General features: G+C 60.3%; 20 protein-coding genes and 1 pseudogene. 15 read left to right on the top strand and 6 right to left on the bottom strand.

Annotated features, from left to right (window positions below; translation table 11 throughout):
* Positions 1–4 precede the first annotated feature (4 nt).
* A complete protein-coding gene (locus tag F7R06_RS01635) occupies positions 5–3,103 on the top strand; it encodes an efflux RND transporter permease subunit (RefSeq protein WP_090322192.1) in 3,099 nt (1,032 codons plus the stop codon).
* A gap of 125 nt (positions 3,104–3,228) precedes the next feature.
* Positions 3,229–3,870, top strand: a complete 642-nt coding sequence (locus F7R06_RS01630) for a DUF1345 domain-containing protein (protein ID WP_090322195.1) — start codon at positions 3,229–3,231, stop codon at positions 3,868–3,870.
* A gap of 14 nt (positions 3,871–3,884) precedes the next feature.
* Here F7R06_RS01630 and F7R06_RS01625 read toward each other — a convergent pair whose 3' ends face one another.
* On the bottom strand, positions 3,885–4,859 hold the full coding sequence (locus F7R06_RS01625; RefSeq protein WP_159437802.1) for a fibronectin type III domain-containing protein: 975 nt from the start codon (positions 4,857–4,859) through the stop codon (positions 3,885–3,887).
* A 348-nt stretch (positions 4,860–5,207) separates the two neighbouring features.
* On the opposite strand from F7R06_RS01625, the gene F7R06_RS01620 reads away from it, so the two are divergent.
* The 7 genes from F7R06_RS01620 to F7R06_RS01590 all read left to right on the top strand — a co-directional run bounded on the left by F7R06_RS01620 (position 5,208) and on the right by F7R06_RS01590 (position 12,216).
* Positions 5,208–6,047 carry an AraC family transcriptional regulator gene (locus F7R06_RS01620; RefSeq protein ID WP_090322201.1) on the top strand — a complete coding sequence of 280 codons (840 nt, stop codon included), beginning with the start codon at positions 5,208–5,210 and terminating at the stop codon, positions 6,045–6,047.
* Between the two features lie 52 nt (positions 6,048–6,099).
* The gene (locus tag F7R06_RS01615; protein WP_090322204.1) at positions 6,100–6,708 is read left to right on the top strand and encodes a LysE family translocator; all 609 of its coding nucleotides are present in this window, start codon (positions 6,100–6,102) and stop codon (positions 6,706–6,708) included.
* Between the two features lie 139 nt (positions 6,709–6,847).
* Positions 6,848–7,873, top strand: a complete 1,026-nt coding sequence (locus F7R06_RS01610) for a LacI family DNA-binding transcriptional regulator (RefSeq protein ID WP_090322206.1) — start codon at positions 6,848–6,850, stop codon at positions 7,871–7,873.
* Between the two features lie 165 nt (positions 7,874–8,038).
* Entirely contained in the window at positions 8,039–8,821 is a 783-nt protein-coding gene (locus F7R06_RS01605; protein ID WP_090322209.1) for a sugar phosphate isomerase/epimerase family protein, read from the top strand.
* Complete coding sequence (locus tag F7R06_RS01600; protein WP_090322211.1) at positions 8,814–9,800, top strand: sugar kinase; 987 nt, start codon at positions 8,814–8,816, stop codon at positions 9,798–9,800. The genes F7R06_RS01605 and F7R06_RS01600 overlap by 8 nt, the downstream gene beginning before the upstream one ends.
* A gap of 121 nt (positions 9,801–9,921) precedes the next feature.
* Complete coding sequence (locus tag F7R06_RS01595) at positions 9,922–11,220, top strand: MFS transporter (RefSeq protein WP_090322214.1); 1,299 nt, start codon at positions 9,922–9,924, stop codon at positions 11,218–11,220.
* A 21-nt stretch (positions 11,221–11,241) separates the two neighbouring features.
* A complete protein-coding gene (locus tag F7R06_RS01590; protein WP_090322216.1) occupies positions 11,242–12,216 on the top strand; it encodes a 2-hydroxyacid dehydrogenase in 975 nt (324 codons plus the stop codon).
* A 26-nt stretch (positions 12,217–12,242) separates the two neighbouring features.
* Here F7R06_RS01590 and F7R06_RS01585 read toward each other — a convergent pair whose 3' ends face one another.
* Complete coding sequence (locus tag F7R06_RS01585; protein WP_090322219.1) at positions 12,243–13,436, bottom strand: pyridoxal phosphate-dependent aminotransferase; 1,194 nt, start codon at positions 13,434–13,436, stop codon at positions 12,243–12,245.
* A 464-nt stretch (positions 13,437–13,900) separates the two neighbouring features.
* Between F7R06_RS01585 and F7R06_RS01580 the strand changes: the two genes are divergently transcribed.
* A complete protein-coding gene (locus F7R06_RS01580) occupies positions 13,901–14,185 on the top strand; it encodes a LuxR family transcriptional regulator (protein ID WP_090322222.1) in 285 nt (94 codons plus the stop codon).
* Between the two features lie 150 nt (positions 14,186–14,335).
* The gene (locus F7R06_RS01575; RefSeq protein ID WP_245706695.1) at positions 14,336–14,986 is read left to right on the top strand and encodes a response regulator; all 651 of its coding nucleotides are present in this window, start codon (positions 14,336–14,338) and stop codon (positions 14,984–14,986) included.
* Between the two features lie 16 nt (positions 14,987–15,002).
* Here F7R06_RS01575 and F7R06_RS01570 read toward each other — a convergent pair whose 3' ends face one another.
* Both F7R06_RS01570 and F7R06_RS01565 read right to left on the bottom strand, forming a co-directional pair.
* A complete protein-coding gene (locus F7R06_RS01570) occupies positions 15,003–15,890 on the bottom strand; it encodes an RHS repeat-associated core domain-containing protein (protein WP_245706696.1) in 888 nt (295 codons plus the stop codon).
* 17 nt (positions 15,891–15,907) lie between these two features.
* Positions 15,908–16,819 (bottom strand): RHS repeat protein, encoded by a 912-nt coding sequence (locus F7R06_RS01565; protein ID WP_139204791.1) that lies wholly within the window; start codon positions 16,817–16,819, stop codon positions 15,908–15,910.
* Here F7R06_RS01565 and F7R06_RS01560 point away from each other — a divergent pair.
* The 3 genes and pseudogenes from F7R06_RS01560 to rarD all read left to right on the top strand — a co-directional run.
* Positions 16,804–19,764 (top strand): annotated as a pseudogene (locus tag F7R06_RS01560) (MFS transporter); the annotation flags it as partial. The gene F7R06_RS01565 and the pseudogene F7R06_RS01560 overlap by 16 nt on opposite strands.
* Positions 19,765–19,887: 123 nt before the next feature.
* Entirely contained in the window at positions 19,888–20,901 is a 1,014-nt protein-coding gene (locus F7R06_RS01555) for an aldo/keto reductase (RefSeq protein WP_090322236.1), read from the top strand.
* 154 nt (positions 20,902–21,055) lie between these two features.
* Positions 21,056–21,937 carry an EamA family transporter RarD gene (gene rarD, locus F7R06_RS01550; RefSeq protein ID WP_090322238.1) on the top strand — a complete coding sequence of 294 codons (882 nt, stop codon included), beginning with the start codon at positions 21,056–21,058 and terminating at the stop codon, positions 21,935–21,937.
* A gap of 126 nt (positions 21,938–22,063) precedes the next feature.
* On the opposite strand, the gene hppD is transcribed toward rarD, so the two are convergent.
* Positions 22,064–23,140, bottom strand: coding sequence for a 4-hydroxyphenylpyruvate dioxygenase (gene hppD, locus F7R06_RS01545; protein ID WP_090322241.1), 1,077 nt, complete (start codon positions 23,138–23,140; stop codon positions 22,064–22,066).
* 249 nt (positions 23,141–23,389) lie between these two features.
* Complete coding sequence (locus F7R06_RS01540) at positions 23,390–24,334, bottom strand: DMT family transporter (protein WP_090322244.1); 945 nt, start codon at positions 24,332–24,334, stop codon at positions 23,390–23,392.
* Positions 24,335–24,410: 76 nt separating this feature from the next.
* Here F7R06_RS01540 and F7R06_RS01535 point away from each other — a divergent pair, with 76 nt between their 5' ends.
* Positions 24,411–25,280, top strand: coding sequence for a LysR family transcriptional regulator (locus tag F7R06_RS01535; protein WP_090322246.1), 870 nt, complete (start codon positions 24,411–24,413; stop codon positions 25,278–25,280).
* The last annotated feature ends 19 nt before the right edge of the window (positions 25,281–25,299 follow it).

Below are 25,299 nucleotides of genomic sequence, written 5' to 3'. Positions count from 1 at the left end.
GTTTATGCCGCAGTTCTTTATCGACCGCCCGGTGTTTGCCTGGGTGGTGGCGTTGTTCATCCTGCTGGCCGGTGCCCTGGCCATACCGCAGTTGCCGGTGGCGCAGTACCCCGACGTCGCGCCGCCGCAGATCGAAATCTATGCCCTGTACCCCGGTGCCTCGGCGCAGACCGTGGACGAGAGCGTGGTCAGCCTGATCGAGGAAGAACTCAATGGCGCCGATCACCTGCTGTATTTCGAATCCCAAAGCAGTCTGGGCAGTGCCACGATCAAGGCGACCTTTCAGCCCGGCACCGATCCGGAAATGGCCCAGGTCGATGTGCAGAATCGCTTGAAGGTCGTGGAATCGCGCCTGCCGCAAGCGGTGACCCAGCAAGGCTTGCAGGTCGAGAAAGTCTCCGCCGGGTTCCTGTTGTTGATCACCCTGACCTCCAGCGACGGCAAGCTCGACGATGTGGCGCTCAGCGACTACCTGGCGCGCAACGTGATGAACGAGATCAAGCGTCTGGACGGCGTCGGCAAGGCACAGCTGTACGGCGCCGAACGGGCGATGCGCATCTGGATCGACCCGCAGAAACTGCTCGGATTCAACCTGACGCCCGCCGATGTCAATGCCGCCATCGTGGCGCAAAACGCCCAGGTCTCGGCGGGCAGCATCGGCGACTTGCCGAGCCGCACCACCCAGGAAATCACCGCGACCATCCTGGTCAAGGACCAGCTGTCGACGCCGGAGGAATTCGCCGACGTGGTGCTCAAGGCCAACCCCGATGGCTCCACCGTGCGCATCGGCGATGTCGCCAGGGTCGAGATCGGCAGCCAGGACTATCAGTTTTCCACGCGCCTGAACGGCAATCCCTCGACCGCCGTCGGCGTGCAACTGTCGCCCGGCGCCAACGCCCTGAGCACCGCGACGCGGGTGCGGGCGAAGATGGATGAGCTGTCGCGCTACTTCCCGGCCGGGGTGCAATACAAGATCCCGTACGACACGTCGCCGTTTGTGAAAGTCTCGATCACCAAAGTGGTCTACACCCTCGGCGAAGCAATGCTGCTGGTGTTCGCTGTGATGTTCCTGTTCCTGCAGAACATCCGCTACACGCTGATCCCGACCCTGGTGGTGCCGGTGGCGCTGATGGGCACCTTTGCGACCATGCTCGCGCTGGGTTTCTCGATCAACGTACTGACCATGTTTGGCATGGTGCTGGCCATCGGCATTCTGGTGGACGACGCGATTGTGGTGGTGGAGAACGTCGAGCGAATCATGGCCACTGAAGGCCTGTCGCCCAGGGAAGCGACACGCAAGGCGATGAAGCAGATCACCGGCGCGATCATCGGCATCACGCTGGTGCTGGTGGCGGTGTTCATTCCGATGGCGTTCATGCAGGGCTCGGTCGGGGTGATTTACCGCCAGTTCTCGCTGTCGATGGCGACCTCGATCCTGTTCTCGGCGTTCCTTGCCCTGACCTTGACCCCGGCACTGTGCGCGACGCTGTTGCAACCAATTGCCAAGGGCGAGCATCACGAGAAAGGTGGATTCTTCGGCTGGTTCAACCGCCGTTTCGAACGGCTCACCGAGCGTTATCAGGGTTGGGTCGCCTATGCACTCAAGCGTACCGGCCGCTATCTGTTGATCTACGGTGTGCTGCTGGTGGGTTTGGCTCTGTGCTTTGTACGCCTGCCCTCCTCGTTTTTGCCGGTGGAAGACCAGGGCTATACCATCACCGACATTCAATTACCGCCGGGCGCGACCAAGAATCGGACGGTGCAAGTGGCTGAGCTGATCGAGGCCCACAATGCCGGCGAACCCGGTATCGGTGACAGTGTGGTGATTCTCGGTTTCAGCTTTTCCGGCAGTGGACAGAATGCCGCGCTGGCGTTCTCCACGCTCACGGACTGGTCGCAGCGAGGCAGCGACGACTCGGCGGGGTCGATTGCCGACCGCGCCAACATCGCCCTCAGCCAGATCAAGGACGCCATGGCCTTTGCGGTGCTGCCGCCACCGGTCGACGGCCTCGGCACCTCCAGCGGTTTCGAGTTCCGCCTGCAGGATCGCGGTGGCCTCGGTCACGCCACGCTGATGCGCGCCCGCACCGAGTTGCTGGCCGCCGCCGAGAAAAGCCCGATCCTGATGAACGTGCGCGAAAGCGCCCTGGCCGAAGCGCCACAAGTACAATTGATCGTCGACCGCAAACAGGCGAATGCGCTGGGGGTGTCCTTTGCCGACATTGGTGGCGTGCTGTCCACCGCCGTTGGCTCGACCTACATCAACGACTTCCCCAATCAGGGGCGGATGCAGCGGGTGGTGGTGCAGGCCGAAGGCGATCAACGCAGTCAGGTCGAGGATGTGCTCAAGATTCACGTGCGCAACAACGCGGGCGACATGGTGCCACTGTCGGCGTTCGTCCAGGCCAGATGGACCCAGGGCCCGGCGCAATTGACCCGCTACAACGGCTACCCGGCGATCGCCATTTCCGGCGAACCGAAACCCGGTCACAGCACGGGCGAAGCCATGGCGGAGATCGAGCGACTGGTCGCGTTGGGCCCGGCGGGATTGGGTCAGGAATGGACCGGTTTGTCTTTGCAGGAACGCTTGTCCGGCAGCCAGGCGCCGATCCTGCTCGGCTTGTCGCTGCTGATCGTGTTCCTGTGCCTGGCGGCGTTGTACGAGAGTTGGTCGATCCCGACCTCGGTGCTGCTGGTGGTGCCACTGGGCGTGCTCGGCGCGGTATTGGCGGTGACCTTGCGCGGCATGCCCAACGATGTGTTCTTCAAGGTCGGGCTGATCACCATCATCGGTCTGTCGGCGAAGAACGCGATCCTGATCATCGAATTCGCCAAGAGCCTGTACGACGAAGGCCATGACCTGATCGATGCCACGTTGCAGGCCGCGCGCCTGCGGTTGCGGCCGATTGTCATGACTTCGTTGGCATTCATCCTTGGCGTAGTGCCGTTGGCGATTGCCACCGGCGCAAGCTCGGCAAGCCAGCAAGCCATCGGCACCGGGGTGATTGGCGGAATGATCACCGCGACCCTGGCGGTGGTGTTCGTGCCGTTGTTTTTTGTGGTGGTGATGAAGCTGGTGCGTAAACGCCACAAAAACATCTGACCAATACCACCGATGACTTGTGGGAGCCTGCTCGGTCCCACAAGGGCTTCATGGTGTGAGGATTGTGGTCACAACCGACCGCCCTGGGCTAAGGTGTTGGCACTACCCCGACCCATCGAGCGCTCATGCCCTTCCTCACCCACACCCACCCTCGCCTGTCCACCGCCCTGGCACTGGGCATCGCGGCGGGCATTCTGGTTCCGGCCGATTCGGTCATCAGCAAGATACTCGTCGGCTGGAATGCCGGGGTCTGGACTTACCTGATCCTGATGTCCTGGCTCGTCGTGCGCTCCAAAGCGGCGGATGTGAAACGCATTGCCGACATCGAAGACGAAAACGCCGGGCTGGTGCTGTTCGTGGTGTGCATTGCGGCGATTGCCAGCCTGGCGACCATCACCTTCGAACTGGCTGGCAGCAAGGACCTGGAAATCACCCGCAAACTTCTGCATTACGGTTTCACCGCGTTGACGGTGATCGGTTCGTGGCTGTTGATCGGGGTGATTTTCAGCGTGCATTACGCGCGGCTGTATTACACCTGGCAAGGCAAGGAGCCGGCGCTGCGCTTTGCCGAGGGCTTGACCACCCCCAATTACTGGGACTTCCTGTACTTCTCCTTCACCATCGGCGTGGCGGTGCAGACGTCCGATGTGGGCGTGGCGACCCGTGAGATGCGCAAGATCGTGCTGGCGCAGTCGCTGATCGGGTTTTTGTTCAACACCGCGATATTGGGGTTTTCCATCAATATCGCGGCGGGGCTGTTTAACTGATCATCACCATTGATTCACTGTGCACTCAAGGTCTTCACCTCAAGCGTTGCGGGTGCCGAGTAGCGGCCAGAGACGTCATGGGCGCAAATTTCCACCGAATAGGTACTCGCGCTTCGCAGGCCGATAAACTGCACTGTTGGTAATGGGCCGTGGATTTCCCGCGTAGAGCCCGCATGATTGTCGATTTTCGTTCGATATCCGTTGACTCCGATTGAGCCCTGCGGCGGGCGCCACCTCAGTTGGAAACCCTGTTTAGTGATGGCCGTGACTTCAATTGCCTGCGGCGCATCCATCACCGGCATTTGCACACTGACCTCGTTGCTCGCAGCGGATCTGTTGCCCGCCGCGTCCAGTGCGGCCACAGCGAAACGATAAGTCGTGCCTGGTGTCAGTCCTTTGACCAAGTAACCGTCAACACTGGATTCGACAGGCCTTTCTATCGTCGCGATATCCCTGCCATTCTGCACAATGACGTTATGTGTCACGCGCAGGTCATCCACCGGTGTAACCCATACCAGCATGGCCGTCTGAGATGAAACGGTTATGGCCACTAGCCCTGTCGGTTTGTCAGGGGGGGTAACGTCCTTCTCGGTTCTGAATGTGACCTGTGCTTCTGGTGATAAATATCCAGAAGTATCCTGGGCTCGGACAATGAAAGTGTAGGGTGTGTCGATCTTCAGATTTTTGACCTGATATTGAGTCTCCTCTACCGTCGCTATCAGGTTGGCGCCGGAATACACCCGGTAGCCCGCTATGCCAGCATTGTCGGTTGCAGCGTCCCACTTGAGGATCGCGTCAAAATACCCGATATCCTCGGCCACGAGATTGTGCGGTGGTGTAGGCGGTGTTTGATCTTTTGGCATGACGAAGTGACTGGCAGACGAAATATTATTGCCCGCAGCCTTGGCCCTGACTTCAATCAAAAAATCGTTGGTTGAATCGAGCCCGGTTAGCACACAGGGTGGGTGACTGACATTCAACGTTGCCATGCCTATCACCTTCACCTCGTATCCCACCGCATCCGGACACAAACGACACGTCGCGTAAGGTTCATCCCAGCTCAGGGTCGCCGAGGACGGGGAAGTCCAGCGCCCCCGGATATTGCCCGGGCTGCAAATTTGAAGGACTTGGAGAGGTACATGTTCACTAGATTCGTCAGCCATGGATGAAAATTCTCCTGTTGTCTGTGTGTCTTTTTACTCTGGTTCATTCAAAACCACACCTGACAGAACTGACAGTTTTATCAACCTCAAAACCCCAATGCCTGCACAAACGTTCTAGCCATCGCTCCCGAAACAGCCGTTCAATAAGTCGCCCATTCGCCCCGCAGGTGCCAAATGACCACTCACAACTGGATCGACCTGGCCCAGGACGCCGACACCGGCATCGAGACCCTGCGTGCGCATTTCGAAGGCCACGCCTACGACCCGCACTGGCATGACAGCTATCTGGTCGGCGTGACCGAGCAAGGTGTGCAGCAATTCAACTGCCGGCGAGCCAGGCACCAAAGCACACCGGGCAAGGTGTTCTTGATCGAGCCGGGAGACATTCACGACGGCGAAGCCCCGACCGATGACGGTTTCACCTACCGCATGCTGTACCTCGACCCACGGTGGTTGCAGCGCGAACTCGCCGCCGTGTTCGACAAGGCCCCCGACCACGGCCAATTGAGCTTCGCCAACACCCTGGCAACCGACGCACGCCTGGCTCAGGCCACCAGCCTGGCGTTCGAAACCCTGCACCGCGGCGAACTGAAAATCGTCCGGCAAACTGCCCTGGATGGTTTGCTCGAACGTTTGACCAGCCATCTGCACTGGCGCACTCGCTATGGCGAAGACCCACGCCTGCCCCGTGTGGCGCAGAAAGCCCGGGAATACCTGCACGCCAACGCCCAGTACGACATCGGCCTCGATCAACTGGCTGCGGCTACCGGCGTCGACCGTTTCCGCCTGACCCGTGCGTTCAAGGCCGCCTATGGCATCGCGCCCCACGCCTATCTCGTGCAGTTGCGCCTGGCCAAGGCTCGGCGAATGCTGGCCCAGGGCGAACAACCGGCGGCGGTGGCCATGGCGCTGGGCTTCGCCGACCAGAGTCATCTCGGTCGCTGGTTCGTCCGCGCCTACGGCCTGACACCGGCTCTGTACCGCAAGCGCTGCTCAAATCTTCCAGACAGGTAACGCCGGGATTGTGAAGATCGGCTTCACTGATCTTCACCGGAGTTTGCCCGCGATGTTCGCCTCTTTTCCGACGTTACTGCCCTTCCTGCTGTTTGCCTTTGTCGCCGCGATCACGCCCGGCCCGACCAATATTCTGCTGCTGAGCAACAGTGCCCGGTTCGGCGTGACGGCGGCCATTCCGATCATCCTCGGTGCCTGCGCCAGCGCTGCAGTCCTTGTGCTGCTGGTGGGTACCGGGGCCGGGTCTGCGTTGACGGCCTGGCCGTTGTTGCAAACCGTCATGCAATGGGTCGGTGCAGGGTGGCTGAGCTATCTGGCCTGGCAGATTTTTAGCGCTCCGGCCCAAGCCGTCAGCGCTCAAGCAACCGATGCACGCCTTGGCCTGTGGGGCGCTGCCGGTCTGCAGTGGATCAACCCGAAGACCTGGTTGATGGCGCTGGCGGTGGTCAGTGTGTTTGCCGGAGTAGACGAAAATCGACTGGTCCATGTGCTCTACCTTTCCCTGGCGTTCTTCGTGATTTCGGTGCCATGCCTGAGCGCGTGGGCGCTGCTCGGTGCCGTGTCCTCGCGCTGGTTACGTTCGGCGTTGGCTGTGCAACGCTTCAACCGTGGCATGGCCCTGTTGCTGCTGGGTTCGGCGTGGTGGAGCGTGCTGGGGTAAGCGCCACTCGTCGCCGGTTGTCGGACAATTGTTCATCCGGGGCTTGACGGCGAATTGGCTTTTGGTGTCTTCTGAAACCGGTTTCAGAGGTGCAGCACACGCACCCGACCTGATAAATCCAATAAGAAGGTTTCAGACCGTGAACGATTTCTCCGCCGCCCAGCGCAGCCGCGTGACCATGCTCGACGTGGCCGAACACGCCAAGGTCTCCAAGGCCAGCGTTTCGCGGTTCATCGGCGACGACCGCGCCCTGCTCTCCGATGCCATCGCCCAGCGCATCGAACAAGCCATTGCCGAATTGGGTTATCGCCCGAACCAGATGGCCCGTGGTCTGAAACGCGGACGTACCCGCCTGATCGGCATGCTGGTGGCCGATATCCGCAACCCTTATTCAATTGCCGTGATGCACGGGGTGGAAACCGCCTGCCGTCAGCACGGCTACAGCCTGGTGGTGTGCAACACCGACCGCGACGACGAGCAGGAACGCCAGCACCTGGCCCTGCTGCGCTCCTACAACATCGAAGGCCTGATCGTGAACACCCTCGGCCATCACCGTGACGAGTTGCTCGAACTGCACCGTGAAATGCCCCTGGTGCTGGTGGACCGCAAGGTCGAGCACCTGGAGAGCGATATGGTGGGCCTGGACAACCCCGCAGCGGTCGAGATGGCCCTCGCCCACCTTGAAGAACGCGGCTACCGCGATGTGTTGCTGGTGACCGAACCCTTTGACGGCACCAGTTCTCGCATCGAGCGGGTCGCCAGCTTCAAGGCGCAAATCGAACAACGCCCGGCCCTGCGCGGCACGCTGGTCGAAACCGGCAGCGATCTGAGCGCACAACTCAAAGCCTTTCTCGACACACCCGGACCGGGTCCCAAAGCGCTGTTCTGCGCCAACGGGATTGCGGCGCTGGCCAGCACCCATGCGCTGCGTGAGCTCAAGTGCAACCTGTTTGAAGACGTGGGCCTGATCGCCCTGGATGATCTGGAGTGGTACCCGCTGGTGGGCAACGGCATCACCGCCCTCGCCCAGCCGACCACGGAGATTGGCGCCAGCGCGTTCGAGTGTTTGCTCAAGCGGTTGCGCGGGGATGATGGGGCGGTGCGCACGCTGGATTTTCCGGCGCGGCTGATTGTCCGGGGTTCGACCCTTGGAGTTCTTCGGTGAATGTACCGGCCCTTTCGCGAGCAGGCTCGCTCCCACAAGGATTGGCGAACGCTGGCCCATTGTGGGAGCGAGCCTGCTCGCGATGAGGCCAGCAAGAACATTACAAAAATCAGCAGTGATATTTTTTTGAACAAAAATGAAACCGGTTTCAGAGGTAGAAAAACAATGAACAAACCCGCCGTTTCCATCAGCCTGTCCAGCTACGGTGCCGATCTGGTCCGTCAGCGCGGCCAGGGCAGTTTCATCGACGTCCTGGCCGCCGCTGGCGCCACGCACATTGAATGGCGCGAAGAATTGCTGACGGTCGAGGACCCGGTACAACTGGCCGAAGCGACGCGGACCCAAGGCCTCGAAAGCGTGTATTCCTCGCCCATGGAGCTGTGGTTGGCCGGGCAGTCCAAACCCAATCCGCAACTGATCATCGCCCTGCAGCGCGCCCACGCGTTTGGCGCCAAATGGCTGAAAGTCTCGCTCGGCTATTTCACCGATAACTGTGACCTGCAAGCCCTGACCCGGGTGCTCGCCGAAAGCACCGTGCAGTTACTGGTGGAAAACGACCAGACCTTGCACGGTGGTCGAATCGAACCGTTCCAGCGTTTTTTCACCCAAGTCGAGCAATACCGCCTGCCGATCAAGATGACCTTCGATATCGGCAACTGGCACTGGCAAGACCAGTCGGCCGCCAGCGCCGCACGGCTGCTCGGTCGCCACGTCGGTTACGTGCACTGCAAAGCGGTGACGCGTCGTGCCGACGGCAAGCAGGTGGCCATCCCACCCACCTCCGTTGACTTGCAACAGTGGGAACACCTGCTGCGGCACATGGCCCAAGGGGTTATGCGAGCGGTTGAATACCCGCTGCAAGGCGACGACCTGGTGCAACTGACTCAGGAACACGTCAGCGCCCTCGCCCGACTCGGCCAAGCGCAACTGGAGAACGCTCATGTCTGAGATCGATATTCTGTCGTTCGGCGAAACCATGGCGATGTTCGTCGCCGAGCAGGCCGGCGATCTGGCCAGCGTCAGCGCTTTCCATAAACGCATTGCCGGCGCCGACAGCAACGTCGCCATCGGTTTGTCCCGATTGGGCTTCAAGGTGGCCTGGCTGAGCCGGGTCGGTGCCGACTCGCTGGGCCGATTCGTGATCGATACGCTGGAGAAAGAAGGCCTCGATTGCCGCCACGTCGACATCGACTCCGCACACCCGACCGGTTTTCAGCTCAAGTCGCGCACTGACGATGGCAGCGACCCGGTGGTCGAATACTTCCGCCGTGGCTCGGCGGCCAGTCACTTGTCGGCGCATTCGATCGTGCCTGAACTGCTCAACGCCCGGCACCTGCACGCCACCGGCATTCCACCGGCGCTGTCGGAAACGGCGCGGCAGATGTCGTTCGAATTGATGACCCGCATGCGCGATGCCGGCCGTAGCGTGTCGTTCGATCCGAACCTGCGCCCCGGCCTGTGGGCCAGCGAGCGACTGATGATCAGCGAGATCAACCGCCTCGCCGCCCTCGCCCATTGGGTGCTGCCAGGGTTGAGCGAAGGACGTCTGCTCACCGGCTTCGAAGACCCGGCCGACATCGCTGCGTTCTACCTTGATCAGGGCGCCGAAGCGGTCGCCATCAAGCTCGGCCCGCACGGAGCTTATTACCGCACGCAACTGGATGCCGGATTTGTCGCCGGAGTGCCGGTGCAAACCGTGGTCGACACCGTGGGTGCCGGTGATGGCTTTGCCGTGGGCATGATCAGCGCACTCCTGGAAAACCACAGCTTTGTCGAGGCGGTGAAGCGTGCCAACTGGATTGGCAGCCGCGCGGTGCAGAGCCGCGGGGACATGGAGGGGTTGCCGACCCGGGCCGAGATGTCCGTTGAATTTGAGGCCGCCATCGCGAGCGAGCTCGCTCCCACAGGGGATTTGTGTCGAACATAAATAAAAAGGAACACCACCGATCCTGTGGGAGCGGGCTTGCCCGCGATGAGGCCCGCCCAGTCACTGAAGATTTGAAACCGTTACCTGCTGCGACAAAAACAACAAGCTCAGGAGCACCACCATGAAAACCGCAACGCTCGCCACCCGCCGCTGGTGGTACATCATGCCCATCGTGTTCATCACCTATAGCCTGGCGTACCTCGATCGCGCCAACTACGGGTTCGCCGCCGCCTCGGGCATGGCCGCGGACCTGATGATCACCCCGGGCCTGTCGTCGATGCTCGGCGCGCTGTTCTTCCTCGGTTACTTTTTCTTCCAGGTGCCGGGGGCGATCTACGCGCAGAAACACAGCGTGAAGAAACTGATTTTCGTCAGCCTGATCCTCTGGGGCGGTCTGGCGACCTTGACCGGGATTGTCTCCAACGCCTGGTGGCTGGTAGTCATCCGCTTCATGCTCGGCGTGGTCGAAGCCGCGGTGATGCCGGCGATGCTGATCTATCTGTGCCACTGGTTCACCCGTGCCGAACGCTCGCGGGCCAATACCTTCCTGATCCTCGGAAACCCCGTGACCATGCTGTGGATGTCGGTGGTGTCGGGCTATCTGGTGCAGCATTTCAGCTGGCGCTGGATGTTTATCATCGAAGGTTTGCCGGCGGTGCTCTGGGCCTTTATCTGGTGGCGTCTGGCCGATGATCGTCCCTCCCAGGCCAAGTGGCTCAACGACCAGGAAAAGCTTGATCTGGAAAGCGCCCTGGCGGCCGAGCAGGTCGGCATCAAAGCGGTGAAAAACTACGCTGAAGCGTTCCGCTCCGGCAAAGTCATCCTCCTGGCCCTGCAGTTTTTCTGCTGGAGCATCGGCGTATACGGCTTCGTGCTGTGGCTGCCGTCGATCCTCAAGGCCGGCGCGAAAATGGACATGATCGAAGCCGGCTGGCTCTCGGCCCTGCCTTACCTGGCGGCGGTGATCGGCATGCTGCTGGTGTCCTGGGGTTCGGACAAGCTGCAAAAACGCAAACGCTTCGTCTGGCCGCCGCTGCTGATTGCTTCCATCGCTTTCTACGGTTCCTACGCCCTGGGCGCCGAACATTTCTGGTGGTCGTACACCCTGCTGGTGATTGCCGGTGCCTGCATGTACGCGCCTTACGGCCCTTTCTTCGCGATCATTCCGGAAATCCTCCCGTCCAATGTCGCGGGCGGCGCCATGGCGCTGATCAACAGCATGGGCGCCTTGGGATCGTTCGGCGGCTCCTACCTGGTCGGCTACCTGAACAGTTCCACCGGCTCGCCCGGCGCATCTTATTTGCTGATGAGCGGCGCGCTGATGCTTTCGGTGGTGCTGACGATGTGCCTCAAGCCCGGCGCCAGCGACCGGGAGCGTCCCACGGTCGCGCTGCCCCGTCGCACCGCCGCCCACCCATGAATTGATGTCGAGAGAACCCGGATGAAAAAGCAGGTCGTTCTATACAAGAAACTGTCGCCATCGCTGATGGCTCGCTTGCACGAGCAGGCCGAAGTGACGCTGATCGAAAGCCTCGATGCCCAAGGGCTGGCCAAGCTGCGCGACGCCCTGCCCCGTGCCCAGGGCTTGCTCGGCGCCAGCCTGAAACTCGATGCCGAACTGCTCGACCTGGCGCCGAATCTTGAAGCCATCGCCAGCGTCTCGGTGGGCGTCGACAACTACGACATCGACTACCTGACCGAACGGCGCATCCTGCTCAGCAACACGCCGGATGTGCTGACCGAAACCACCGCCGACACCGGGTTCGCCCTGATCCTGGCCACCGCGCGGCGTGTGGTGGAACTGGCGAACATGGTTCGCGACGGCCAGTGGACCCGCAACATCGGCCCCGCGCATTTCGGCAGTGATGTGCACGGCAAGACCCTGGGCATCATCGGCATGGGGCGCATAGGCGAAGCCCTGGCCCAGCGCGGGCATTTCGGCTTCGGCATGCCGGTGATCTACCACAGCCACTCACCGAAACCGGCGGTCGAACAGCGGTTCAATGCCCGGTACGGCAGCCTCGACGAGCTCTTGCAGCAGGCCGACTTTGTCTGCCTGACCCTGCCGCTGACCGCCGAAACCGAAGGGTTGATCGGTGCGCGGCAGTTCGCGCTGATGCGTCCAGAGACCATCTTCATCAATATTTCACGGGGCAAAGTCGTGGATGAAGCAGCGCTGATCCAGGCCCTGAGCGAACGACAGATTCGCGCCGCCGGGCTGGACGTGTTCGAGCGCGAGCCGCTCAATCACGACTCGCCTTTGCTGCAATTGGACAATGTGGTGGCCACGCCGCACATGGGCTCGGCCACCCACGAAACACGGGAAGCCATGGCCCGGTGTGCGGTGGACAACCTGTTGGCGGCGCTGGCGGGTCAGCGGCCGGCGAATCTGGTCAACCCACTGGCCTGGCGTTAAAGGCCCCGTTCAACACACTGGATGGTTTAACCAAAAACCGCACGCGGCTGCATCAAGTCCGCCGCACACAGGGCAATTCGCCGGCATGCATCGGCCAGTTTCTGCTGGTCCACCACCAGGCCAAGGCGAATATGCCCCGCCGCACTCGGTCCGAACGCTTCGCCCGCCAGCACCGACACGCCATAACCTTCCAATAGCCGCTCGGCGAAGCGCTGGGCCGACAACCCGGTCTGGCGCACATCGACCATCACGAACATCCCGCCATCGGGCCTGACCGCGCGAAGGCCCGGGCAATGGTTAAGGCTCTCGCACACCAGGTCACGGCGCTGGCGATATTCCTCTCGCATCAACGCCACCTGCGGCAGATCTTCGTCGAGCGCCAGCTGCGCAGCCTTTTGCACGAACTCCGGAATGCCGAACAGCATGCACAACGACAGGTTCACCAAATGTTCGGCCATGGGTTTTGGTCCGATCGCCCACCCTACCCGCCAACCGCTCATGGCGTGAGACTTGGACAGGCTGTTGATGGTGGCTGTGCGTTCGGCCATGCCCGGCAGGCTCGCCGGGCTGATGTGCTCTCCCTCGTACAGAAGATCGCTGTAGACCTCATCACTGATCAACCACAGATCGTGGCGAATGCACAGCGCAGCCAGTGCCTGCCAGGTGGACAGGGGCAGACTGGCCCCGGAAGGGTTGTTCGGGCTGTTGAGCAAAATGGCGCGGGTTCTGGGGGTGATACGTGCGGCGACATCCGCCGGGTCGATCCGAAAGCCGTTCTGCGGCCGCACCGGGACTGGCACCACCGTGGCTGCGCAGGCGCCGATCACGCCTTCATACGTCACGTACATCGGCTCGGCGACAATCACTTCATCACCCGGATCAAGCAGGCATTGCGCCACCGAATACACCGCGCATTGCGCCCCTGGAAAGACAATCACATGGTCGGCATCTACCCCCTGGCCACTGCGTTGTCGGTGTCGGCGAGCGATGCTGTCGCGCAGTCCGCGGCTGCCACGGACTTCAGGGTAATGGGTGTCGCCGGCCAACAGGCTGGCGATGGCGGCCTGAACGATGGGTTGTGGGGTATCGAAATCGGGGTCACCAATGGATAACAGCAGCACATCGACGCCCTGCTCGCGTAATTGCAGCGCTCGATCATGAATCTGCCAGGCCGCCGCTCCGTCACCGGCGATTCGTTGGGTCAAGGCTGAGTAGCGCATGTCGATCTCCTATCGCGCGAATTCCAGTGTCTACCCTATCTCAATTCAAAAAACCCGCCAGCCCGCTGCACAAATCGACGGACGGACTCAGCGTCGTCCCACGTGAGCGGATCAGGTCACAGTCAGGCATTTCCACTCAGCATTTATGCAGTGAGGAACCGCTCATCCCGATGGAAAATCCCTTGTAATCAGAAAATTAACGCGCATTTTGCAGAAGAGACAGGCACGAGGAAATATCCTACAAAAACACGCGATGTCTCCGACATCCATTTCAAGCAAGTCTGATTAAAGTGCCGCACCTGTAATTTGTGACAGGTTCCACAGCGGATATTTCGCGCTATAACAAAGCCGTCCTCCGGCCCCGACTCAGGTGTCTGTAGGACGGCCGCGCGAACCATGCCTTTACGAAGTAGGAAGATTCTGCCGCGCCCACGTCGTCAATGAAGATGAATGGAAGATTCATTATGTATCGCAGCAATACCGCCTCGGTTCGATCATCGCCAGCCCCGGTCAATTTCCCGCTTCAGGAGCGCAAGCAACCGCCACCGATCAAGCTGACCAAGCGGGAAAAAGAAGTGCTGCAATGGAGCGCTGCCGGCAAGTCATCCTGGGAAATCGGCAAGATCGTCAGTTGCACCGAGGCTGGTGTGAATTACCACTTTTGTAACATTCGCCGAAAGTTCGGCGTACGCTCACGCTGGATCGCCATCATCATGGCACTGGAACAGGGTTTGATTCATCTGCCTTGAACCAATGCCGTCGGCAATCCTCAGCGTGGCATCGTCCTCGTTGAGAATTTTATGAGTCCGGACCAGTCGCTGCACATTCCAACGCGTTCCTCCTCCCATACAAGTGCCTGTCACGATACACACCCATCGCACAGGCACCGTCCGAACACAGTGCTGCGCATCATCCTTGCCGACGATCACCCCGTGGTGCTCAGCGGCGTTGAAATGGCCCTGTCCCCCCCTTCCGAGCCGACGTTCACAGTGGTCGCCAAGGCGCACACGGCCGATGAACTGATTGGCCTGCTGGTGTGCACGCCTTGCGATCTGTTGATCACCGACTACTCGATGCCCTACGGCGAATTTCCCGATGGCTTGGCGCTGATGGGCTATCTGAAGCGCCATTTCCAGCACTTGCCAGTGATCGTGATGACCATGCTGCGCAACCCGTCGCTGTTGCAGGCGCTGCTCAATGCCGGGGTGCGCGGTTTGTTCGACAAGCGCAGCCCGTTGAGCGAGTTGAAACGGGCTGTACAGCGTGTCGCCAGCGGGCGCCAGCACCTGTGCCCGGGTTTTGCTGAAGCGCTGCAGGCCCAGATGTTGTCCTCCACCGGCAGCGATTTACCGTCGGTGAACCTTTCCGAACGTGAACTGGAGGTGGTGCGGTTGTTTGTCCAGGGACTGTCTGGCCGGCAGATTGCCGCGCAACTGAACCGCAGCGAAAAAACCATCAGCCGCCAAAAAAGAACCGCCATGGACAAGTTGGGACTTGACCATGACGGTGGGTTGGTGGAGTTTGCGCGGGTGAGTGGGTTATGGAATTAGGCGTACGTCGACAAATCTAAAGGAGACGCCTCACTTTCTCCTGCAACTTTTCGACTTTTCTGTAATTGATATTGGACTCGCGGCGTTGACCCAGCTCCTTACTGATACTTGCCTTGTATTCATCTATGAGTGCCTGGTTAGGATTGGGCACCTTCGTAGCCTTCGTGCCTGCTTTGCGAGTTGCTGTCGCCGTTTGAGCGGGCACCGCCTTCGGTTTTGGCGCAGTCAATGGCCCTGATGCAACATCCTGCACTACCTTGACTGTCTCATCAAAAGTTACATTCAAAGCTTTTCGAAACGCTGGACTACTTTCCTGCACCCACTGGCCCACGGGATTAATCGGATTGCGACTCAAGTATGAAGGCAGATTCGGCTTTGGGGGAGGCATTGGAGGCCGCCCCGCAACCGAGGGTCCTTCTGAAGCCAGAGCGCGCGCAGAACCAGCGGTTGACGCAGAATTGTTGACCGCACCCTGGCTTGCTGCCTTTGGAATCAAGATACTTGCATCCTCACTATTTCTTGCCAACCGCGCTACCGCGGAAGCAGCGACATCGTCGGCTGACGCAAATAGCCCCCTTGCAGCCAATATGGTTGCTTTTATGCCCAGCGCCATATGCCCCGTCGGATCAGCGTATTTGATGGGATCCCCCGCCACATACCCATACGCATTCACCCCACCCTCTCCAAACGGACTCCAACTGTCCGGGCTGTAGAACCGCATCATCTGCGTACTGAACAACCGATAGCCCTTGCCCAGAAAATATTCGCCGGTATTGGAGTCCCTCAGCTCGCCGTTATGGCCAAGCCCGCTCTCGGACGCCGCATCATCGGCGCTGTAGCCATACGCCGTATAAGCCCGTGCCTTGCGTCCCGCCGGGCTGACCTCCGACAACACACTGTTCATGTGGTCAGTGGCCAGCATCAGGACTTTGGGTGGGCACCGCCCTGGCGCTCGGCGAGCGCGACTCCACCAGCAAACACGAAGGTACTGTTCCGATCGCCGTCGATCCGGTTGGCCGGTTCATCGCCACGGTAGAAAAGCTGTTCGTTGCCTGCGTCACCGCGCACATTGGACAGGGTGTCCTCGCCGTCGTAGCCGTAGGTTTTCGCCGAGCCACCGCCGAGGGTGCTGACGGTTTCCAGGCGACCCAGGCTGTCATAGCCCAATTGAAACTCCCGATCTTGCAGCAGGTTGCCGTTGGCGTCGTAATTCAGCTCGATGTTCGGGTAGTCGGCATGGTTGTTGGTGATGGCGCCCAGTTGCACCGGGTCTTCCTTGTTGTAGATAAACTTGGCGATATTTCTGCCGCCGGCAAAACGGGTGCGCACCTCTTCAAGGTTGTCCAGCGCGTCGAAGTAGAACTCCTGCTCCTGAATGGTTTTGCCATACGGATCCACCGGCGCCAACGGCCCCGTACAGGTATAGAACTCAAGGCGTCCGCGAAGCTCGTATTCGTATTGCTCGTCCCTCAGCGGCGCGCCTCCGGCGTTGGCCCCTTCACTCAGTACACGGCGTTCTACCTGGTCGAGGCCGTTCCAGGTCTGGCTCAAACGTTGCGCCGAGTCACCAAAATCAAACACTCGCAGTGTTTCACGGCCCTGGGCATCGTACTCAAGCCTGATGGTCAGGCTTTGCTGGCCGCTGGTGTCCACCGTTTGAATACGGCTCATCAGACCTTGGTCGTTGTAGGTGAAGACGGTTTTCACATGCCCCGGCGAGCCCTCAACGCCAACCTCGGTCCGGACCATGCGCCCGGTGGCGTCATGTTCATAATGCTGTACCTGACCGAGCACATCGGTATATCTGAGCAGTCGTCCAGAGCGGCTATGCACGTAGTGCATCTCGTGACTTTGGCCATCTGGCGCTGCAGGCGCTGGCCAGCCATGAGGACCTCGGCCCGGGCCGCTATCGTGTGGAAGTTCGGGTGAACCATGAATATCTGGGGCGGCATGAACTGGACTTTGTCCAACAGGGAGGTGATGACCTTGTTCCTTGTCTGAGTGCCGACCTGCTGGAACAGTTTGGCGTCAAGCTCGATGCCGTTGCCCATCCCGAACAACTGAAGTCGAGCTGCATCAACCTCGTCACGCTCATCGATGGTGCCCGCAGCGAGTTCGATGGCGGACAGTTGCAGCTGGCACTGTCCGTTCCGCAGATCGCCATGCGCCGCAACGTCGCCGGCCATGTCGATCCCGAGCGTTGGGACGAAGGCATCAACGCCGCGTTCATCAACTACCAGGCGTCTGCCCAACAAGGCGCTAATCGCTACGGTGCCAACAATAGCCAGGACCTGTACCTCAACGCCGGCCTCAACCTGGGACCCTGGCGCTTGCGCACCAACCAGAGTGGGCGCCAGGACAGCCACGGTGATCGTGAATGGACCCGTGCCTACACCTATGCGCAACGGGATTTGCCCGGCCTGCACGCCAACCTCACGCTGGGTGAAGCGTTCACCGGTGGCGATGTGTTCAAAAGCCTGCCGATCAAGGGTGCGCTGATCAGTTCGGACGTCGGCATGTTGCCCGACGCGATGCAAGGCTATGCGCCGGTCATCCGCGGCGTGGCGCTGAGCCGGGCCCGGCTGGAGGTCCGACAGAACGGCTATCCGATTTACTCCACCTATGTCAGTGCCGGCCCTTACGTGATCGACGACTTGAACACCGGTGGCGGCAGTGGCGAGCTGGAAGTCGTATTGACCGAAGCCGATGGTCAAGTGCGGCGTTTTATCCAGCCCTATGCATCCCTGGGCAATCTGCTGCGCGAAGGCACGTGGCGCTACAACGCCGCCGTCGGCCGCTACAACGCCGCCAGCCACATCGACGACCCGCTGTTGTGGCAAGGCACCCTGGCCTTGGGCACCGGTTGGGGCACGACACTCTACGGCGGCTTGATGACCGGCGAGTACTATCGGGCCACCAACCTGGGCGTTGCCAAGGATCTGGGCAGCGTCGGTGCGCTGGCACTGGACATCACGCGCTCCGATGCCGATATCGACACCCGCGACCTGGACTCGGTACAGGGGATGAGTTACGCGGTCAAATATGGCAAGACATTCCCCACCCGTACCAGCCTGCGTTTCGCCGGTTATCGCTATTCCACCGAAGGCTATCGTGACTTCGACGAAGCCGTTCGCCAGCGCAGCCAGGACAGCAGTTTCCGTGGCAGCCGGCGCAGCCGTCTGGAAGCCGCGGTGTATCAGAACCTGACCCCGCAAAGCTCGTTGACGCTGACCTTGTCCCAGGAAGAGTACTGGCGCACCGACTATCAACGCCGCCAGTTTCAGTTGAACTTCAATACCCAGCACCGCGGTATTGGCTACACGCTGTTTGCCAGCCAGTCCCTGACTGACAGAAACGACCACAGCGATCGACAGATCGGCCTGAGCGTGTCCCTGCCCCTGGGGTTCGGGCACACCAACTCGGCGACCTTCGACATGCAAAGGAATGGCAACGCTTACAGCCAGCGTGCCAGCCTCAATGGTGTGCTTGACGAGAACCGCTTCAACTACCGCGCGGCCGTGGCCAACCAGGACAACCGCCAGCAGTCGGCAGAACTGTCCATGGGTTATCAAACGACCTTCGGCAATCTCGGTGCCGGCGTGACCCAAGGTAACGATTACCGCAATCTCTCCATTAACGCGACTGGCGCGGTGCTGCTGCATGGCGAAGGTATCGAGTTCGGACCATACCTGGGGGAAACCGCTGGCCTGGTGGAAGTGCCCGGGATCAAAGACGTCGCAATCGCCAACGCACCGGGTGTGCGCACCAACGAGCGCGGCTATGCCCTGGTGCCATACCTGCGTCCTTATCGGGTCAATCAGGTCGAACTGCAAACCGATCAGCTGGGCCCTGACGTCGAAATCGACAATGGCACCACCCAGGTGGTGCCTCGACGTGGCGCGGTGGTCAAGAGCACATTCGCCGCCCGTACGGTCAGCCGCGTGGTCATCAGTGCCACGTACGGCGAGCAGCCTCTGCCCTTCGGTGCGCAAGTGCGCGATGACGAAGATGCCGTGATCGGCCTGGTCGGCCAGGCCGGTCAAGTCATGCTCACCACGGATGACCGACCACAGACCCTCAACGTCCGCTGGGGCGAACAACCTACCCAGCAATGCCGGTTGACGCCGCATGAGCGCTCTGTGCTTGAGGCTGACCATGCCGAAGACCTGGCGAACAAACCGAAAACAACGACTGATTCGTTGCTGGCGGTGTTCAAGAACCCGGCGATCTGGGCGTTTGGCCTGATCTATTTCTGCATCCAGAGCGGTGTCTATGCGATCAATTTCTGGCTGCCGTCGATCATCAAGAACCTGGGCTTCAGCGATAACCTCGTAATCGGCTGGTTGAGTGCGATTCCGTACCTGCTCGCCGCCGTGTTCATGTTGATCGTGGGTCGCTCGGCCGACTTGCGCAAAGAGCGCCGCTGGCACCTGGTCGTGCCAATGCTGATGGGAGCGCTGGGCTTGCTGATCGCGGTGAACTTCGCCGCCAATCCGGCCATTGCGATCCTCGGCCTGACCATCGCCACCATGGGCGCCCTCACCGGCCTGCCGATGTTCTGGCCAGTGCCGACCGCGCTGCTCAGTGCCGGCGCGGCGGCTGGCGGCTTGGCGCTGATCAACTCCATGGGGCAAATGGCCGGGTTCCTCAGCCCTTACCTGGTGGGTTGGGTCAAGGACAGCACCGGGTCGACCGATGCGGCGTTATACCTGTTGGCGGGCGTGATTGTTTGCGGGAGTTTGTTGGCGTTGCGCATGACCCGCACTTTGCGCGCCTGATCCGGGTTCCCTTTGTGGGAGCGAGCCCGTTCCCACATTTCGATTTGATCGATTTTTCATTTTGCTCCCTGCGGTGGTTCTGGTATTTGATTGAGCCTTTCCCATCGGTAAAAGGATTTCGTCATGAGCTACCGCACGCTGGGCCATTCAGGCCTGCAGGTCTCCACCCTGACCCTGGGCACGATGATGTTCGGCGAACAGACCAGCACCGAAGATTCCCTGCGAATCATCGACAAGGCCTGGGACCAGGGCATCAATTTCATCGACACCGCCGACGTCTATACCCAGGGTCACTCCGAAGAAATCGTCGGTGAAGCGATCGCCAGTCGACGCCAGGAATGGGTGCTGGCCACCAAGGTCGGTTTCGGCCCGGTGGATGGCGTACCGAACCGCAGCGGTCTGAGCCGCAAGCACATCTTCAATGGCATCGAGGCCAGCCTGACGCGCCTGGGCACCGACTACGTCGACCTCTATTACCTGCATCGCGAGGACCACAACACGCCGCTGGAGGTCACCGTATCGGCCATCGGCGATTTGATCCGCCAGGGCAAGATCCGTTATTGGGGCCTGTCGAATTATCGTGGCTGGCGCATTGCCGAGGTGATTCGCGTCGCCGACAAACTCGGCGTCGACCGGCCGGTGATCAGCCAGCCGCTGTACAACATCGTCAACCGCCAGGCCGAGACCGAGCAGATCACCGCCGCACAAAACTACGGTTTGGGCGTGGTGCCTTACAGTCCGTTGGCGCGCGGCGTGCTCAGCGGCAAGTACGCGCCGGATGTCACGCCGGACGCCAACAGCCGCGCCGGGCGCCAGGACAAACGCATCCTGGAAACTGAATGGCGTGTCGAGTCCCTGCGCATTGCCCAACAGATCCAGCAATACACCCGGGAACGCGGCGTCGGCATGGTCGAGTTCGCCATCGCCTGGGTGCTGAACAACAGCGCCGTCACTTCGGCCATCGTCGGCCCGCGCACCGAAGCACAATGGGATGCCTACACTAAGGCTCAGGCGGTCAGGATTACGGCTGAAGATGAAGCGTTCATCGATTCGCTGGTGACGCCGGGGCATGCGTCGACGCCGGGTTTCAATGACGTGAGCCATTTCGTGTCGGGTCGTAAACCGCTGACTAACTGACGATACATTTCACTTGTGGGAGTTGGCTTGCCCGCTCCCACAGGGTTTCGGGTCTTGCCCAAAATGTTGTGAATATTGATCATACGGCCAATATTCCGCACAAAAACCACGTATCCTGCGCGCCCCGTTTCACCTTCAATCACGCGAGGACAGTTTGTCTAAAGGTATCGCTCTATCGGTTTCAGCCTCGGTGCTGTTTGCCGTCATGTATTACTACACATCGCTGCTCACGCCCTTGAGTGGCGTGGAAATCTTCGGCTGGCGCATGTTGCTCACGGTGCCGTGCATGACCGTGTTCATGGTGATGTCCGGGGAGTGGAAACGCGTCGTCGACATTGTGCGGCGAGTCGCACGCCGACCTGTTCTGTTGCTTGCCCTGATCATCTCTTCGGCCCTGGTCAGCGTGCAGCTCTGGCTGTTCATGTGGGCGCCACTCAATGGCTATAGCCTGGATGTGTCGCTGGGGTATTTTCTGTTACCGCTGAGCATGGTCCTGACCGGCCGGCTGGCCTATGGTGAACGCCTCTCCTACCTGCAAAAAATCGCCGTGTTTTTCGCCTGCCTCGGCGTGATCAACGAGGTGTATCAGGTCGGCGGATTTTCCTGGGCGACCTTGCTGGTGTGCATCGGCTACCCCACCTATTTCGTCGTGCGCAAGCGCCTGGCAACGGACAACCTCGGTGGCTTGTGGCTGGACATGAGCCTGACCCTTCCGGTGGCATTCTGGTTCGTGCAGAGTGGTGAACAGGGCTTCAACGTGTTTGACCAGCATCCCTGGCTATCGCTGCTGATCCCGTTGCTCGGCGTGATCAGCGCGTCGGCGCTGGTGGTCTATATCATCGCCAGTCGCTTGCTGCCGTTCAGCCTGTTTGGACTGTTGAGTTACGTCGAGCCCGTGCTGTTGCTGGGCGTCGCGTTGCTGCTGGGGGAAAGCATCAAGGCCGGCGAATGGCTGACCTATATCCCGATCTGGATGGCGGTGCTGGTGCTGGTGTTCGAAGGGTTCAAGCATCTAATGCGACAGCGCAGACCTTAACCTACCCCAGAAACAAATGTGGGAGCGAGCCTGCTCGCGAGGGCGGTATGTGAGTCAACATGGGTGTTGAATGCACAACCGCTATCGCGAGCAGGCCCGCTCCCACCCGTTCATCAGCGTTAGGGCTTAGTCGGTGGACAGCACGCCACGACGCACCTGGTCGCGCTCGATGGATTCGAACAGCGCCTTGAAGTTGCCTTCGCCGAAACCATCGTCGCCTTTACGCTGAATGAACTCGAAGAACACCGGCCCCATCAGGGTTTCCGAGAAGATCTGCAACAGCAGGCGCTTGTCGCCCGACTCGGACGAACCGTCCAGCAAAATGCCCCGCGCTTGCAATTCGCCCACCGGCTCGCCGTGGTTCGGCAAACGGCCTTCAAGCATTTCGTAGTAGGTGTCCGGCGGCGCGGTCATGAAGCGCATGCCGATGCTTTTCAGGTGATCCCAGGTCTTGATCAGGTCATCACTGAGGAAGGCCACGTGCTGGATGCCCTCGCCGTTGAACTGCATCAGGAACTCTTCGATCTGCCCGGCGCCCTTGGACGACTCTTCGTTCAACGGGATGCGGATCATGCCGTCCGGCGCGGTCATGGCCTTGGAGGTCAGGCCGGTGTATTCGCCCTTGATATCGAAGTAACGGATTTCACGGAAGTTAAACAGCTTCTCGTAGAAATTGGCCCAGTAGGCCATGCGCCCGCGATACACGTTGTGGGTCAGGTGATCGATGATCTTCAGGCCGGCACCGACCGGGTGACGGTCAACACCTTCAATGAACACGAAGTCGATGTCGTAGATCGAGCTGCCTTCACCAAAGCGGTCGATCAGGTACAGCGGCGCGCCGCCAATACCTTTGATCGCCGGCAGGTTCAGCTCCATCGGACCGGTTTCGATGTGGATCGGCTGGGCACCGAGCTCCAGGGCACGCTTGTAGGCTTTCTGCGAATCCTTGACCCGGAACGCCATACCGCACACCGACGGACCATGTTCGGCCGCAAAGTACGAGGCCACGCTGTGCGGTTCGTTGTTGAGGATCAGGTTGATCGCACCCTGACGATAAAGGTGCACGTCTTTGGAGCGGTGGGTCGCGACCTTGGTGAAGCCCATGATCTCGAAGATCGGCTCCAGGGTATTCGGGGTTGGCGATGCGAATTCGATGAACTCAAAGCCCATCAGGCCCATTGGGTTTTCGTATAAATCTGCCATTTTGGCGCCTCATCATGCTTTTGGAATTAACAAACGTTAGTTGCTAGCGATGCTGAGACCGGAGGGTGGCGCGCAGGAGATGCCCCGCACGCTGCGGGCGAGAAAGTCACCGTAGATCAATTGGAACCCGAATATCTTCATTGTCGACCCAAGGCTTTTGCGGGCGAGGCTTCTGCTGCCAGAAGTCGTTTATTCTTGTATGCGTAACCTGATTCTACACAGCGTAAATCAGTTTGTCCGCCTTCTGTATCAAATCCCCTTTTTCCCCGGGTGTGCAAGGGGTTTATTGCACAGGAAAATCCCCGCCATGATCAGCCCTCCTCCCAGGCACATCGCAGGCGTCAGCGGCTCGCCCAACAGCAGCGCACCGAGGATCACCGCCGTCAGTGGATTCAAGGCAATGAACACCCCGGAGCGGGTCGCGCCGATTTTGCGGATGCCGTCGTAGTAACCGATATAGGCCAATGCCGAGCCCAGCACGCCCAGGTACATCAGGCTCATCCACTGTCGAGGGCCGAGATGGATCAGCGCCGCCATGCTCAGTTCCCCGCCGACGGCACAGGTCAGCCAGAGCATCGCCGTGCCGAGCAAAATCGACCAGGTCACCGTTTGCACCGGGCCCAGGCTTTGATTCAGCTCTCTGGAGCACAGCGAATAAATGCCCCAGCCGAGCACGCAACCGAAAATCAGCAGATCGCCGATCCAGGCATCGTCGTTGCTGACCGATATTGGCCGATGGCGGCTGACGATGACCAGGCTCGCCCCGGCGATGCAGACCGCGATACCCAGCACCTTTGCCCGGCTCAGGCGCTCCTTAAATAGCAGCCATGAGGCCAGTCCGATCACGGCCGGGTTCAGCGCCACAATGAGCGATGCCCGCGAGGCGTTGATGTAGTGCAGGCCATAGAAGAAGCACAGGTTGTAAAAGAAGATCCCGAAAAAGCCCAGTAGCGCCAACTGCAACCATTGCTTGGGACTGGGTCGCGCCAGTGGTATGCGCGCCATGAATAAAAACACCCGTAACGCCACGCTGGCGAGCAGGAATCGCAAGCTGGCGGCAAACAACGGACTGAGGCTGTCGGCCACAAACCGCCCCGCCACAAAGGTACCGCCCCAGATCATCGTGACGGTCGCCAGTTTCAGGTAAATCGGCGCATCGGAGGGGCTGGACAGGCTTTTCTCAAAAATCGTCATACGGACCCAACGGAGGATGGATTGCGGGGCGTATCATTCAACTAATACTTGATCATCGTAAAATGAGTAAATACTCATGACCCTCACCCAACTGGAGATCTTCTCCCTCGTCGCCGAACTGCAGGGCTTTACGGCGGCGGCCAATCGCCTGGGGATTTCCCAATCCGCGGTTTCACATGCCCTCAAATCCCTGGAACAGGAACTGGGGGTGGAGCTGTTGCGCCGCCATCAGTCCCCCATCGAGTTGAGCGATATCGGCCAGCAATTGCTGATGCGTGCCCGCGCCATGCTGGGCCTGGCCGACACCTTGCGCCAGGAAGCGGCCGACGCTCGCGGGATGAAGCGCGGGACTTTGCGCATCGGCTCGTTCGGCCCTACATCCTCGATCAAATTGTTGCCAAAAATCCTGCAGCACTACCGCGCCACGCACCCTGGTATCGAAGTGCACATTGATGAAGGCCCGGACCGGCAGGTGATTCAGTGGCTCGAACAACGACGCATCGATATCGGCTTCGTGGTGCTGCCCGAAGAGCGTTTCGACACGGTTGCCCTGATCCAGGACCAGATGGTCGCGTTGCTGCCGGTAGATCATCCGCTGGCGACCCGCGACAGCTTGAGCCTGGCCGAGCTGTGCCACGCCCCCTTTGTGCTGACCGAGGCCGGCTCATCGGAACTGGTTTCACGGCTGTTCAGCGCCGCGCGCTTGACCCCAAACATCCGCTATCGCTGCTCGCAACTGCTGAGCACGCTGGATACGGTGGCGCGCGGTGATGGGGTGACCGTCGTTGCAGAAAGCTCGCTGCCGGAACACAGCGACCGGCGCTATGTAAAAAAACCGCTGTCGCCCGCAGTGGTACGGGAGGTCGGCCTGGCAGTGCTGGATCGGCGTCAGGCCTCACCGGCGACGCGGGCCTTTATCGAACTCGCCGTGCGAATGCGTTTCTAATGAGCGGCATATGTGCCAA

Origin of the sequence: Pseudomonas moorei (genome assembly GCF_008801475.1) — a bacterium.
Lineage (GTDB): Bacteria > Pseudomonadota > Gammaproteobacteria > Pseudomonadales > Pseudomonadaceae > Aquipseudomonas > Aquipseudomonas moorei.
This window is presented reverse-complemented; position numbering and strand designations above follow the sequence as displayed.